General features: G+C 62.8%; 10 protein-coding genes. 8 read left to right on the plus strand and 2 right to left on the minus strand.

Going from position 1 to position 13,957, the window contains the following annotated elements:
• Nucleotides 1-130: 130 nt before the first annotated feature.
• From EPO61_12080 to EPO61_12110, 7 genes are all read left to right on the plus strand, one after another.
• Nucleotides 131-3,106 carry a hypothetical protein gene (locus tag EPO61_12080; GenBank protein TAJ07860.1) on the plus strand — a complete coding sequence of 992 codons (2,976 nt, stop codon included), beginning with the start codon at nucleotides 131-133 and terminating at the stop codon, nucleotides 3,104-3,106.
• Between the two features lie 151 nt (nucleotides 3,107-3,257).
• The gene (gene guaB / locus EPO61_12085) at nucleotides 3,258-4,730 is read left to right on the plus strand and encodes an IMP dehydrogenase (protein TAJ07861.1); all 1,473 of its coding nucleotides are present in this window, start codon (nucleotides 3,258-3,260) and stop codon (nucleotides 4,728-4,730) included.
• A gap of 82 nt (nucleotides 4,731-4,812) precedes the next feature.
• Nucleotides 4,813-6,372 carry a glutamine-hydrolyzing GMP synthase gene (locus EPO61_12090; protein TAJ07862.1) on the plus strand — a complete coding sequence of 520 codons (1,560 nt, stop codon included), beginning with the start codon at nucleotides 4,813-4,815 and terminating at the stop codon, nucleotides 6,370-6,372.
• 27 nt (nucleotides 6,373-6,399) lie between these two features.
• Nucleotides 6,400-7,233 carry an rRNA pseudouridine synthase gene (locus EPO61_12095; GenBank protein ID TAJ07863.1) on the plus strand — a complete coding sequence of 278 codons (834 nt, stop codon included), beginning with the start codon at nucleotides 6,400-6,402 and terminating at the stop codon, nucleotides 7,231-7,233.
• Nucleotides 7,230-8,993: an aspartate--tRNA ligase gene (aspS, locus tag EPO61_12100; protein ID TAJ07864.1), complete on the plus strand. Its 1,764-nt coding sequence runs from the start codon at nucleotides 7,230-7,232 to the stop codon at nucleotides 8,991-8,993. Before EPO61_12095 ends, aspS begins: the two co-directional genes overlap by 4 nt.
• Nucleotides 8,980-9,759, plus strand: coding sequence for a polyprenol monophosphomannose synthase (locus EPO61_12105; GenBank protein ID TAJ07865.1), 780 nt, complete (start codon nucleotides 8,980-8,982; stop codon nucleotides 9,757-9,759). Before aspS ends, EPO61_12105 begins: the two co-directional genes overlap by 14 nt.
• 1 nt (nucleotide 9,760) lies before the next feature.
• Entirely contained in the window at nucleotides 9,761-11,239 is a 1,479-nt protein-coding gene (locus EPO61_12110; GenBank protein TAJ07866.1) for a DUF2029 domain-containing protein, read from the plus strand.
• Nucleotides 11,240-11,258: 19 nt separating this feature from the next.
• Here the strand turns inward: EPO61_12110 and EPO61_12115 are convergent, their stop codons facing one another.
• Entirely contained in the window at nucleotides 11,259-12,038 is a 780-nt protein-coding gene (locus EPO61_12115; GenBank protein ID TAJ07867.1) for an enoyl-ACP reductase, read from the minus strand.
• Nucleotides 12,039-12,238: 200 nt separating this feature from the next.
• Between EPO61_12115 and EPO61_12120 the strand changes: the two genes are divergently transcribed.
• Nucleotides 12,239-12,976 carry a sulfite exporter TauE/SafE family protein gene (locus tag EPO61_12120; GenBank protein TAJ07868.1) on the plus strand — a complete coding sequence of 246 codons (738 nt, stop codon included), beginning with the start codon at nucleotides 12,239-12,241 and terminating at the stop codon, nucleotides 12,974-12,976.
• A gap of 22 nt (nucleotides 12,977-12,998) precedes the next feature.
• Here the strand turns inward: EPO61_12120 and ttcA are convergent, their stop codons facing one another.
• The gene (gene ttcA, locus EPO61_12125; GenBank protein TAJ07869.1) at nucleotides 12,999-13,886 is read right to left on the minus strand and encodes a tRNA 2-thiocytidine(32) synthetase TtcA; all 888 of its coding nucleotides are present in this window, start codon (nucleotides 13,884-13,886) and stop codon (nucleotides 12,999-13,001) included.
• Nucleotides 13,887-13,957 lie beyond the last annotated feature (71 nt).

Genomic DNA, 13,957 nt, shown 5'->3' on the forward strand with positions numbered 1-13,957 from the left:
AGTCCCGCTGATCAGAATAGAGGAATCGGATGCCTTGACTTGATTCCGTTCGCTCTGTTAAGGTTACCGCTTCTAAGTCGTTGAAAGCACGCGGACTTCTTTCCATGGTTCGGTCACCACGAGGGACACAATGAAAGAGTGGTTGTTGCAGGAATTTCGATGGGACAGGAGCTCCTCCGTTCGGCGCAACCTTATGGTCGAAGGCAGCGCCGGTGAATGGGGCGCGGGTGAAGCCACCGAACAAGAAGACCTGCCTCCCGCGCCCACCGGCCTCACGGCCAAGCCCGGTAATGGACGGGTCACGCTCACATGGGAGCCGGTTCCGGAAGCCATGTATTACAACGTGTACTTCCTCACCTCCAAGGGCGTCCAGATCAAGTTCTCAGAATTGACCAGGCCGATTGCCAGCGCGGCCGACTTCAATCCGGTCATCGGGGTGACCAAGGAAAAGGGCAACCTCATTGAAGGCCCCTCCTCTCCCTATGTCCACGACGACCTGGCCAACGGCACTTGCTACCATTATGTCGTGACGGTCGTGACGCCGAAGGGCGAAAGCCCGGAATCTGCCGAAGCCATGGCGATCCCGGCTCCCTATTTGTTGGCGATGAAGATCGGGCAGGAGGGAATGGACGACGGGGAGTTCAGTTCCCCGACCGGCCTCGCGCTGGACAAGGACGGAAACATCTACGTGGCCGACACGGATAACCACTCCGTCCAGAAATTCGACAAGGACGGGAAGTTCCTGGCGCGGTGGGGCGGGGAAGCCAGCAACGAAGAAGGGCTGTTCTATTACCCGCGCGGCCTGGCTGCAGGACAGGAAGGCGACATCTACATTGCCGATAGCGGGAACAATCGGGTCCAGAAGTTCGACGCTGAAGGCAATGTCATGCAAGCCTGGGGCAAGTTCGGCTTTGCCTGGCGCGGCGCGGGAATGGGCAAGTTTGATGTGCCCTGGGGGGTGGCGACTGACAAGGAAGGCAACCTCTATGTCTCCGATACGAGCAACGCCCGCATTCAAAAATTCCAGCCGGACGGCACCCCGCTCCTGAAATGGGGGCGCGACGGGAGCTTCGACGGAGCCTTCTTTTTCCCGCGCGGCATGGCGGTGGATTTCGTCGGCAACATCTTTATTGCGGACGAGGGCAATAACCGCATTCAGAAGTTCGACGCCCGGGGCAGCTTCCTGGCCAAGTGGGGGAAGGATGGCGCGGGGCCCGGGCAGTTCAAGGCGCCCTGGGGCGTGGCCTGTGATGCGCTGGGCAATGTCTATGTCGCGGACCAGGGCAATCACCGCATCCAGAAATTCGACGGCAACGGCACGTTTATTTGCGCCTGGGGCAATCGGGGTATCACCGAGGGCCAATTGAACTTCCCATCCGGTATTGCGGTGGACAAAGCGGGGAACGTCTACGTTGTTGACAGCGGCAACAACCGGGTCCTGAAGTATGTCCCGACCGAGGAGGAAATCAACCGGACTCAGCAGGCCACCCAGCCGAAGGAGGCCACCGAGCAGCCTGTGCCGCGGAGCGTGGTCGTCAAGCCGGGCGACACGGAAGTGGTCGTGAGCTGGCTCGAGATGCCCGGCGCCCAGTCCTACAATCTCTACTTCCACACCGCGCCGGGCGTGACGAAGCAAACCGGCACGCGGGTGGAGGGGGTGACGAGCCCCTATACCCACAGCGGCCTGACCAACGACATGCCCTACTACTTTGCGCTGGCGGCGGTCTACGGGGATGGGCAGGAAAGCGCCCTCTCGGAGGAGATTACGGCCATTCCGGTGCTCATCGACATGACCGCGCCGCAGAACCCCAACGTGGTGATCAACCATGGGGCGTTCATGACCAGTTCGCCGGACGTGGTGCTGACCGTTTCGGCTATCGACGTGGACACAGGGGTGGCCGCCTACTACGTGTCGGAAAGTCCTATGGCGCCGACCGCTTCCATGCCCGGCTGGGTGGAGGTCGCCCAGGCCCATAAGTTCGGCGCCACGATCCCCTTCACTCTGTCGACGGGGGATGGGAACAAGACGCTCTACGTCTGGTTCAAGGATGCGGGTAACAACGTCTCGGTCCCGGCGAGTTCCTCTATCCTGGTCAACACGTCCGGCTACCTCTGCGTGTCCAACTGGGGGAGGCCCGGTCGCGGCGCCTCGCTGTTGCACGGCGGGGAATTCAGCGCCCCGATCTACGGACTGGCGATCGACCAGCAGGGCTCGCTGTTCGTCGTGGATAACGGCAACAACCGGGTGCAGAAATTCGACAACAACGGGAATTTCATCATCCTCTGGGGCAACTTCGGCTCTTCCAGCGGCGCCTTCCACAACCCGACGGGCATTGCCACCGATGCCAAGGGGGATGTGTGGGTGGTGGATACGAACAACCACCGTGTGCAGAAGTTCGACGGGAAGTTGGGCGGCTATCTGATGAAGTTCGGGTCGCGCGGGAACGGGGAAGGGCAGTTCAGCTCGCCCTGGGGGATCGCCGTGGATCGCGTCCGCGGATACATCTACGTCGTCGACAGCGCCAACTTCCGGGTGCAGAAGTTCGATATGAGCGGCGAATTCATCATGTCCTGGGGCAGTTTCGGTACCAACGACGGGCAGTTTTATTTTGCCCGCGGCGTGGCCGTGGACCAATCCGACGGGTCCGTGTACGTGGTGGACATGGGCAACCATCGGATCCAAAAATTCGACACGAGCACCAACGTGCTGCCGCAATTGATCGCCAAATGGGGCGGCGGGCTTGGCCCTGGCCATGCCAGCAGCCCGCAGGCGCAGGAAGCGGGGCAACTCCGGTCGCCCTGGGGCATTGCGGTGGACGGCAACGGAGACGTGTACATCAGCGATACCGGAAATCAGCGCGTGCAGAAGTTCGACCGCGAAGGGAATTTTATCACCCAGTGGGGCGGCTTCGGAAACGCCAACGGGCAATTCAACTTCCCCTATGGGATCGCGGTGGATGCCAAGGGCAGCGTGTTCGTGGTGGACAGCGGGAACACCCGCGTGCAGCAGTTCATGCCCGCGGACGAGGGCGGCGAACGCTTGCAGGAAGAAGCCGAGGCGGCGGCGGAAATCACCGACAATGCCGCTCCGACGCAGAATCGGTAACCATGGCGCCGGGCGCAGCGGCCCGCGGTGCGCCTGAGGGCGAAGGCCGTCGGCGCGTTTCTTGAATCTTCGGGGGAGGCTGTGATAGATTCCGCCAACTTCACGTCGGGACCCATACCACAGGCAAGCCTCGCGTCCGCACGAGCAATTTATGTTGGATAAAGACGTCCGCATCGGCTTGACCTACGACGATGTCGTGCTGGTTCCCGGTAAGTCGGAAGTACTTCCCACCGAGGTGAACACCCAGACGCGCGTCTCCCGCCGCATCACGATCAACATTCCCATCGTCAGCGCCGCCATGGACACGGTGACCGAAGCGCGGCTGGCCATTGCGTTGGCCCAGGAAGGCGGCATCGGCGTTCTTCACCGCGTTCTCCCGCCGGCCGATCAGGCGGCCGAAGTGGACAAGGTCAAGAAGTCCGAAAGCGGGATGATCATCGACCCGATCACGATCGCGCCGGACCAGACCATCCGCGACGCGCATCAGATCATGGCGAAGTACCGGATCTCCGGCATTCCGGTGACCAAGCAGGGCAAGCTGGTCGGCATTCTGACGAACCGGGACTTGCGGTTCGAGAGCCGGATGGATCTGAAGGTGTCGCAGGTGATGACGAAGGACAAGCTGGTCACGGCTCCCGAGGGGACCAGCTTGGAGAAGGCGCGGGAAATTCTTCACGAATACCGGATCGAGAAGCTCCCCGTGGTCAACAAGCGCGGCGAGCTCAAGGGCCTGATCACGATCAAGGACATCGAAAAGCGCATCAAGTATCCCCATGCCTGCAAGGACGAGCACGGACGGCTGCGGGTGGCGGCGGCCGTCGGCGTCGGGGCCGATGCGGAACAGCGCGTGCCGGTTTTGATCAAGGCCGGGGTGGACATGGTGGTCGTGGATACGGCCCATGGCCATGCGCAGAGCGTATTGGACACGGTCAAAGCCGTGAAGCGCAAGTATCCCTCGTTGGAGGTGGCGGCGGGCAACATCGCGACGGCGGCGGCAGCCAAGGACCTGGTGAAAGCCGGGGCCGATGCGGTCAAGGTCGGAGTCGGGCCCGGGTCCATCTGCACGACCCGGATGGTGTCCGGCGCCGGGATGCCCCAACTCACGGCGGTGGCGGATTGCGTGGCGGCGTTGGCCGGGACGGGCGTGCCGGTGATCGCCGACGGCGGCATCAAGTACTCGGGCGATATCACCAAAGCGCTGGCCGCCGGGGCTTCGGCGGTCATGATCGGCGGCATCCTGGCCGGCACCGAAGAGTCCCCGGGCGAAACCGTCCTGTTCCAGGGGCGGACGTACAAGGTCTACCGCGGCATGGGGTCGCTCGGCGCCATGGAGAAGGGTGGGCGAGACCGCTATTTCCAGGGCGATCGTCCGGCTTCCAAGCTGGTGCCGGAGGGGATCGAAGGCCGAGTTCCGTACAAAGGCACTCTGTCGGGCGTCGTCTATCAGCTGGTCGGCGGAGTCAAGTCCGGCATGGGCTATTGCGGCTGCCGGACCATCCCGGACCTGCAGCGGAACGCCACCTTTATCCGGCAAACCCTGGCCGGCCTCCGGGAGGGTCACGTCCACGACGTGATCATCACCAAGGAAGCACCCAACTACCGGACCGATTGGAGTGAGTCTTAAACGTCGAGAGTCCGAAAGTCCTCCGGTCGGGACCGCCACCGACGTGCAGACTTGACGACTTTCAGACTTTCGGACGTTGAAGATGGAACTGTGGCACGACAGAATCCTGATCCTTGATTTCGGCTCTCAGTACACCCAGCTGATCGCCCGCCGTATCCGCGAAGCCCAGGTCTACTCCCAGATCCTGCCCTGCACGACCTCGCTGACCACGATCCTGGCCCATCGTCCCAAGGGGCTGGTGTTGTCCGGAGGGCCGGCCAGCGTCTACGATAAAAAAGCGCCAAAAATCCAGGCGCAATTGCTGGATGAGGGCATTCCGGTCCTGGGCATCTGCTACGGGATGCAGTTGGTGACGGACCTGCTTGGCGGCGAGGTCGCCAAGGCTTCCCAGCGGGAGTATGGCCGGGCCGACCTGATCCTGGACGACGCCTCGGACCTCTTCAAGGGGGTGACGAAGGGGTCCTCCTGTCCGGTCTGGATGTCCCACGGCGACCGGATCGAGCGGATGCCGAAAGGGTTCCGGGCCATCGCCCACACGGGCAATTCTCCGGTGGCCGCCATGAAATCCGTGGGCGGATCACGGCGCATCTACTGTCTTCAGTTTCATCCGGAAGTCGCGCATACGCCGAACGGCACCCAGATTCTGCGGAATTTCGTCTACGACATCTGCGGCTGCCGGCCCACCTGGACCATGAGTTCCTATGTGGAGACCGCGGTCGGACAGATCCGCGAGCAGGTCGGCAAGAACCACGTGATCTGCGCCCTGAGCGGCGGGGTGGACTCGTCGGTGGCGGCCGCCTTGACGCATCGGGCGATCGGCGATCAACTCACCTGTATCTTCGTCGACAATGGGCTGCTTCGGAGCGGAGAGAAAGAACAAGTCAGACAGACGTTCGGCCGACAGCTCCATTTGAACTTGCGTCTGCTTGACGCGTCGCAGTCGTTTCTCGCTGCGCTCAAGGGCGTGATCGATCCTGAGCGGAAGCGGAAGATCATCGGGAAGCTGTTCATCAAGCAATTCGAGGCCGAAGCCAAGATGAAGTTGGGCGACGCCAAGTTCCTGGTGCAAGGCACGCTCTACCCGGACGTGATCGAAAGCGTGAGCTTCAAGGGGCCGTCGGCGACGATCAAGACCCATCATAACGTCGGCGGGCTGCCGACCAGGATGAAATTGCGCCTGATCGAGCCCTTGCGGGAGCTGTTCAAGGACGAGGTGCGGGTGTTGGGGAAGGAGCTGGGACTGCCGGACGAGATTATCTGGCGGCAGCCGTTTCCCGGTCCGGGACTGGCCATCCGCGTGCTCGGGGCGGTGACGCAAGAGCGCCTGACGATCTTGCGGGCCGCGGAAGCGATCGTCGATCAGGAGATTCGGGCGGCGGGGCTCTATCAGGATATCTGGCAGGCCTTTGCCGTGCTCCTGCCGATCCGCACGGTCGGCGTCATGGGGGACCAGCGAACGTACGAACACGTCATCGCCATTCGCGCCGTGACGAGTCTTGACGGCATGACCGCCGATTGGGCCAGGATTCCGCCGGAGCTGTTGGGCAAGATGTCGAGCCGGATCATCAACGAAGTGAAAGGCGTGAATCGAGTGGTGTATGACATCAGCTCGAAGCCGCCGTCTACCATAGAATGGGAATAGCAGAAGGACGTTGAGCGGTTGACGACCATGGAAGTCAGATTGCAAAAGGCCATTGCCGATTCGGGGCTTGCCTCGCGCCGCAAGGCGGAAATGCTGATCGCCGAGGGGCGGGTGACGGTGAACGGCCTGGTGGTGCGGGAACAAGGCACGAAGATCAACGTTGAAAAAGATCACGTGAAAGTGGATGGCCGGCATCTCAAACCGGCTCCGCCGCAGGTCTTCATCATGCTCAACAAGCCCAAGGGCTATGTCTCGTCCTTGAGCGATCCGGAGGGGCGGCCGACGATCACGGACCTGCTCGGCGGGGTGAGCGTCCGGGTCTTTCCGGTGGGCCGCCTGGACTATGACAGCGAAGGGCTGATGTTGTTGACCAATCAAGGCGCCTTGGCCCAGACCCTGCTCCATCCGCGCTACCATGTGCCCAAGACTTATCTCATCAAGGTCAAAGGCGTGCTGGACGAAAAACAGATTGCGGAGCTGGAGCGGGGAGTGGAGCTGGAGGATGGGCTCACCAAGCCGGCCGTCGTGAAAAAGATCCGGAAGGCCGAAGAGAACTCCTGGCTGGAAGTCACGATTCATGAAGGACGCAACCATCAGGTTAAGCGCATGCTGGACTATGTCAGGCACCCGGTGATCAAGTTGACCCGCGTGCGGTTCGGGCCCCTGGCGATCGGAAGCCTGTCGCCGGGTCAATTCCGGTACTTGACCGATCGGGAAGCCAACGCCTTGCGTGCGGTGGTCACCGACCGTATCAAGGACGTCGCGGCAGGAACGGAATCTGGTTCGACTGCAGCCAAGACCCGCAAAAGAAGGGCTGGAGCGCAGGGTTGGGCCAAGGCCAAGAAGGGACGCAAGGCATGATGCTGCGCACGCATCGGTGCGGAGAGCTGACCAAGGCCCACGTGGGCCGGACCGTGACCCTCAACGGCTGGGTCCAGCGCCGGCGGGACCATGGCAACGTCATCTTTATCGACTTGCGGGACCGGCAAGGTTTGACGCAGGTCGTCTTCAATCCCGAGATCAGCGCCGCGGCCCATCAAGGCGCACACGCGCTCCGTAACGAATTCGTCGTGGCCCTGTCGGGGACCGTTGCCCTCAGACCGGACGGCTCGGCCAATCCCAACCTGGCGACTGGCGACATCGAGGTGCTGGTCACGTCCGTCGAAATCTTGAACGAGGCCAAGACCCCGCCGTTCCTGATCGAGGACGAGGGGGAGGTCACGGAGGCCCTGCGCCTGAAGTATCGGTATCTGGACTTGCGCCGCCCCAAGATGCAGAAGCTGCTCAAGCTCCGGCATGAGGTGGTGCAGGAGGCCCGGTCGTTCCTGAACGAGCAGGGATTTCTCGACGTCGAAACCCCCATGCTGACCAAAAGCACGCCGGAAGGGGCGCGGGACTATCTGGTGCCCAGCCGTGTGAATCCTGGCAATTTCTATGCGCTGCCCCAATCGCCGCAGCTGTTCAAGCAGATCCTCATGGTCAGCGGAGTGGATCGTTATTACCAGGTGGCCCGGTGTTTCCGGGACGAAGACCTGCGCAACGACCGGCAGCCGGAGTTCACCCAAATCGACATCGAGATGTCGTTCGTGGATCGGGAACAGATCATGGGCCTGATGGAGGAGATGATCCGGGTCCTGTTCAAACGGGCGGCGGGGGTGGAATTGCCGGCGCCTTTTCCCCGGATGAGCTATGCGGAGGCGATCGGACGGTACGGGTCGGACAAGCCGGACCTGCGGTTCGGCCTGCTCATTCACGACGTCAGCGCGTTCGCGGCCAAGAGCGAGTTCAAGGTGTTCAAGGAGGCGGCGACCAAGGGCGGGCTGGTCAAGGCCCTCATCGTCAAGGGCGGAGCTTCGATGCCCAGGAGCCGGATCGACGCGCTGGGGGAAACGGCCAAGGGATTCGGCGCCAAGGGACTGGCCTGGGTCAAGATCACCGGAGAAGGCCAGCTGGAATCCGTGATCGCCAAGTTCCTGGATGCCAAGGCGCTGCTGGCGGCTCTGCCGGACGCGGCGGTCGGGGATCTGCTCCTCTTCGGGGCCGACAAGCCGAACGTGGTCCACGATGTGCTCGGGCGGTTGCGCCTCCTGCTGGGCGAGGAATTGAACTTGATTGACAAGGCTGCTTGGAAGCCTTTGTGGGTGATCGACTTCCCGTTGCTGGAATTCGATCAGGAAGCGAAGCGGCACGTGGCCATTCACCATCCGTTCACGGCGCCGCTGGATGAGGATATCCCCTTGTTCTCCTCCGACCCCTTGAAGGTCCGGGCCAAGGCCTACGATCTGGTCCTCAACGGCAACGAAATCGGCGGGGGCAGCATCAGGATTCACCGCCGGGACGTGCAGAGCACCGTCTTCGGCCTGCTCGGCATCAATAAAGAAGAGGCAGCGGGCAAGTTCGGTTTTCTCCTGGAAGCCCTCGAATACGGAGCCCCGCCGCACGGGGGCATCGCTTTCGGTCTCGACCGCCTGATCATGCTCCTGGGCGGGGCCGACTCGATCCGCGACGTGATCGCCTTCCCCAAGACCCAGAAGGCCCAGTGTCCCATGACCGAGGCCCCGTCACCGGTCGGAGTCGCGCAACTCAAAGAGCTGAGCATCAAGCTCGATGTGGTCGAGTAAGCCAGCCGGCACCCGGTCGGCTCTGGGGCCGTCCACGCCCTTGGGACCCGCCGATCTCCCTCCGACCGTCGTCATCATTCCGACCTACAACGAAATCGCGAACCTGGCTCGCATTGCAGTGGAGGTGCTGGGGCTCTCGCCCTCCATCAGTCTGGTGATCGTGGACGATGCCTCACCGGATGGGACGGGGCGGGAAGCCGATCGGCTCGCCGCATCTCTGCGGCGGGTCACCGTCATGCATCGTCGCGGGAAGCTCGGCCTTGGTTCCGCCTACCGTCAGGCGTTTAAGGCGGTGCTGCAGTCCACCGACGCGGAACTGATCTGCCAGATGGACGCCGATTTTTCCCATCGGCCGGCGGACCTGATGAAGATCCTCAATGAGGCCCGCAACGGCGCAGGGGACGTGGTCGTGGGGGCGCGCTACGTGCGGGGCGCGTGCGTCCAAAACTGGTCGCGCCGGCGGAAACTGCTCTCCCGCGCCGGCAACCTTTATGCGCGTTGGATCACGGGCATGCCGCAGTCGGACTTGACCGGCGGCATGAAGTGTTGGCGACGCAAGGTTCTCGAAGCCATTGACCTGGACGCTGTGACGACGGAGGGATACGGGTTTCAGATCGGAATGTGTTGGCAGGTGTGGAGGTCGGGGTTTGCCGTGTATGAGGTGCCGATCACTTTTGTGGAGCGCGCCCACGGAGCTTCGAAGATGAGCTGGTCGATCGTGTGCGAGGCCATCCTCTTGCCGTGGACGCTGCGGTTCGGCGGATAGCGTGCGGCGCCGTTCCCAGCGGGAAGGAAGCGGGATGTTCGACGGGGCTCAGCCGTCACGCGGAATCTGCCTCGCGGTGATTCTCCTCATGCTCGTGTGGGGATTGACCGATGTGCGCCGGCGTGCGGACATCGACACTGCCAACATTGGTGCGCACCGTACGGATTTCACCGTCTACACCGAAGCAGGCGCCGCCTTCTTCGACGGGCGAGACCCGTATGCCGTCACGAATGTTCGGGGCTGGCATTACCTGTACCCTCCCCTCTTTGCCATTCTTGTCGCTCCGCTGCACCCGTTGCCTGCGGCCTGGCAAGGCGTCATCTGGTTTGTGCTGAGCCTGGCCATGGCCGGCGGGTGCCTGTTCGAATGTCAGGCGATCATGCGGACGGTTCTGCGTGGCGGGGAGGGTGTCCGTTCCGATTGGCGGAAAATCCGGCGCTGGGTTGTGGTGGGAGCGGGCCTGGCCGTCGTCTTTCCCATCCTGGACACCTTGCAACGGGGGCAGGTTGGATTGGCCGTTCTGTGGCCGCTCTTGATCGGATTTCGGCTTATTCTCGAATCTGACGGATGGCCGCGGTCATTTTTGGGGGGCCTCTTCCTGTCGCTCTCGGTGACGATCAAAGTCACGCCCGCCCTGCCGGTCTGTGTGCTGCTCCTGGGGTTGCTCGCCGGCGCCCTCCGGCGGGACCGGCCGCCGCCGCCGCGGCAACGGTTTCTGCATGCGGTGGGCGGCGTTCTGACCGGCCTGGCGCTGTGTGTGCTCCTTATTCCGGCTCTCGCGGTCGGCTGGCAGGAAAATCTGCGGCACCTGGAGGCGTGGAGCACACGTGTGGCGACCAACGAACGTCGCGGGCCGGATCAACAGTTCAACGCCCACAGTGTTCGGAATCAGAGCTTGGCCAATGCCGTCTATCGGCTGGGAAACTGGGTCGAGCATGCGGTGGGCGGCGGGCCGGACGACCGGCGCGCCGACAATCTTGCGCCGGCCGGGGATCCCTTGCCCATGGATGCGGCGATCGTCGGGCATATGGTGACGGCGGCGCGCGCGCTGCTGCTGGCGTTGCTGGTGTCGGTGGCTGTGCGGTGGCGTCCGCCGGCTGACGCGCTGGGCCAGGCCGCCGTGTTTGGGCTCGCCTGTGCGATGACGCTTCCGGTTTCTCCGATTTCCTGGGGGCATCATTTCGTGATGCTGCTCCCGGGCGCGCTCTTCGTGCCTCTCGCGGTGTGTGCCGCCGGTCGGCATCGGGCCGCGCAAGCCTTGGCCGTTTCGGCCGCCGCGTTGCTGTGGGCACATTATGCCTCGCTCGAACTGGCGGGCGGTCTTGCGGGCCGTCTGGGCATTCCGGGGATCGGTATGGCGCTGTGGTGTGTCGCCGCCAGCCTGTGGCTCTTACGAAGGCCTGCCTCGTTGAGCGAAGGGGGGTGCCGTGTGCCGGCGGTGTCCGATCTTGCCGAGGCGGCGCGGGGCGGGTCAGCGTAGCGGCCGCTGCGCGCCGTTCTTATCCCAGCGGGGCGAGCGAGCCGAGGATGTGGTAGCCCCCGTCCACGTAGATCACTTCTCCCGTAAGCCCCCGTCCCAGCGAGCTGATCAGAAAGAGCGCCGTGTCGCCGACTTCGCCCTGCTCCGTGGCATGGCGCAGCGGGGCCACCTCGCGGTGATGATCCACCATCTTGCTGATGCCGGAAACGCCGCGCGCCGCCAGGGTTTTGATGGGGCCGGCGGAGATCGCGTTGACGCGGATGCCGCGCGGGCCGAGGTCGTTCGCCAGGTACCGGACCGTTGCTTCCAGTGCCGCTTTAGCCACGCCCATGACGTTGTAGTGTGGCACCACTCGTTCGCTGCCGAGGTAGGTCAGGGTGACGATGGAGCCGCCTTCCCGCATCAGCGGCAGCGCGGCCCGGCTCAACGCGACCAAGGAATAGGCGCTGACGTCCAGCGCGGTGGCGAACCCCTGGCGGGAAGTGTTGATGAATTCGCCGGTCAGCTCCTCCCGCGGGGCGAAGGCGATGGAATGGACGAGAAAGTCGAGACGCCCGAGCGTCTCTTCGACATGCTTCATCAGGGCGGCGATCTGGTCGTCCTGGCTGGCGTCGCAGGCGAAGGCGCTGGCGCCGGGCAGGGTCTTAGCGAGTTCCTCGACGTTCTCCTTCAGCCGCTCGCCTTGGTAGTTGAACGCGAGTTTCGCTCCTTCGCGAGCCGCCGCCTCGGCAATGGCCCAGGCAATGCTGTGCTTGTTGGCGACCCCGACGATCAAGCCGGTTTTTCCTTGTAGCAACATGCTCCGTCATCTCCTCGGTTGGCTGGCCGGTCGAAACGAGGGTGAAGATACCACGAATCGCGCCAAGTTTGAACCCACAAATAGATCGGGTGAGAGGGAGTTGGTTCCCGTGGAGGCCCATGCTAGACTGCGCCGCCTCATGAGCCTGGCGGGTCTATGCCGAATCGCCAGAGAGTCGCGGGACCGGTGATTCGGAGGCCATGCCCATCCATCCGGACATCCTTGCAGCGGTTGTCGTCACGGCCACGATTCAATCCTTGTTCGGGGTCGGCGTTCTGCTGTTTGGCACGCCCATCCTGCCGGTCTTGGGCTATCCCTTCGTCACCGCGTTGACCATTCTGCTGCCCATCTCCTGGTCCATCAATCTGCTGCAAGTGAGTCAACACCATGCGCACATCGATCAGCCGTTCTATACGAAGATCTTGACCCTGTCGGTGCCCTGCATCGTCGTCTGTCTGGTGCTGGTCACCCGTATGACGGTCAACATCGGGCCCATCGTGGGACTATTTCTGATTCTGGTGGCGTTGAAAGACGTGTTTGAACGGGTGGAGCAGTGGATCGAATCCCTGGTCCGGTATGAGCGCGCCTATTTCATGGCGATGGGGATTATCCACGGCTTGACCAATCTGGGCGGGTCGCTCCTCACGGCGATCGTCCATAGCAAGCACTATGAGAAGGATGTGCAACGGGTGACGACGGCGGTGGCCTATGGCACCTTCGCCTTTTTCCAATTCCTGACCTTGCTGGTCACGCTCGAACGGTTTCCGGTCCGGTTCTCGGAGGCGGTCCTCTATGTGCTGGCCGGGGTGGGAACGTATCTGGTGACGGACAAGCTTGTCTACGCCAAAATTGGCACCGGCCACTACCGGGCGATCTTTGCCTGCTTCCTGTTCGTCTCCGGGATCGTACTGATTCTGAACGCGATGCTGGCCAAGTAGGGGGCGGCCGGTTCGGAATCTGCTAGGCGGGAAGATCGTCCTCTTCTTCGTCCTTGCCGACGATGTCGATCCGGGCTTCCCGCTCTGAGGCCGGCCCTGAACTGAAGTCGTGGAGCCGGCGGTCCATGAGACGCGAGGGCACCACGTTGGCCATGGCGGTGAAGATGTTGTCGAGGCTTCCCGGGAATCGCTTGCCCCAGTCCTGCAACAACGCTTTCATGGCTTTGCGCTTCAGGGTGTCCTGCGAGCCGCAGAGGTCGCAGGGGATGATCGGAAAGGCCATCAGCTCGGCGTAGCGAGCCAGATCCGCTTCCGGGACATAGGCCAACGGCCGGATGACGACATGCCCCCGTTCCTTAGCCCGGAAGATGGGGGCCATGCCCTTCAGCTTGCCGCCGTACACCATGTTCAGGAAGAGGGTCTCGAGAATATCGTCCCGATGATGCCCCAGCGCAATCTTGGTCGCGCCCAGTTCGGAGGCGACACGATAGAGAATGCCCCGTCGCAACCGCGAACAGAGGGAGCAGGTCGTCTGCCCTTCGGGAATCATCCGTTTGACGATGGCATAGGTGTCCCGCTCCTCGACGTGAAACGGCACGCCGAGGCTGGTCAGGTAGTCCGGCAGCACGTGGGCGGGAAAGCCCGGCTGCTTCTGGTCCAGGTTGACGGCGACGAGATCGAAGCGGACCGGGGCGCGGCGCTGCAGGACGCGCAGAATGTCCAGCAGGCCGTAACTGTCCTTGCCGCCTGACAGGCAGACCATGATCTTGTCGCCGTCCTCGATCATCCGATAGTCGGCAATGGATTCGCCGACCAAGCGGCACAAGCGCGTCTGCAGCTTCTCCACTTCGGGGGAGAGCTTGCCAGACGGTTTCGCGGTCGGCTGGTTCTGTTCTGTTGAGACCTGCATCAGCGAATCTCCCTGTGTGAATCCGGCGCCATTGTACCGGTCGGTCGACCGACAATCAAAAAAAAGGAAGA

Source organism: Nitrospirota bacterium (assembly GCA_004296885.1).
GTDB lineage: Bacteria > Nitrospirota > Nitrospiria > Nitrospirales > Nitrospiraceae > SYGV01.

Bases quoted from the DNA above. Each gene is read 5' to 3' on its own strand.
- EPO61_12080 (TAJ07860.1), top strand. From the start codon at position 131: ATGAAAGAGTGGTTGTTGCAGGAATTTCGATGGGACAGGAGCTCCTCC.
- guaB (TAJ07861.1), top strand. From the start codon at position 3,258: ATGTTGGATAAAGACGTCCGCATCGGCTTGACCTACGACGATGTCGTG.
- EPO61_12090 (TAJ07862.1), top strand. From the start codon at position 4,813: ATGGAACTGTGGCACGACAGAATCCTGATCCTTGATTTCGGCTCTCAG.
- EPO61_12095 (TAJ07863.1), top strand. From the start codon at position 6,400: ATGGAAGTCAGATTGCAAAAGGCCATTGCCGATTCGGGGCTTGCCTCG.
- aspS (TAJ07864.1), top strand. From the start codon at position 7,230: ATGATGCTGCGCACGCATCGGTGCGGAGAGCTGACCAAGGCCCACGTG.
- EPO61_12105 (TAJ07865.1), top strand. From the start codon at position 8,980: ATGTGGTCGAGTAAGCCAGCCGGCACCCGGTCGGCTCTGGGGCCGTCC.
- EPO61_12115 (TAJ07867.1), bottom strand. From the start codon at position 12,038: ATGTTGCTACAAGGAAAAACCGGCTTGATCGTCGGGGTCGCCAACAAG.
- EPO61_12120 (TAJ07868.1), top strand. From the start codon at position 12,239: ATGCCCATCCATCCGGACATCCTTGCAGCGGTTGTCGTCACGGCCACG.
- ttcA (TAJ07869.1), bottom strand. From the start codon at position 13,886: ATGCAGGTCTCAACAGAACAGAACCAGCCGACCGCGAAACCGTCTGGC.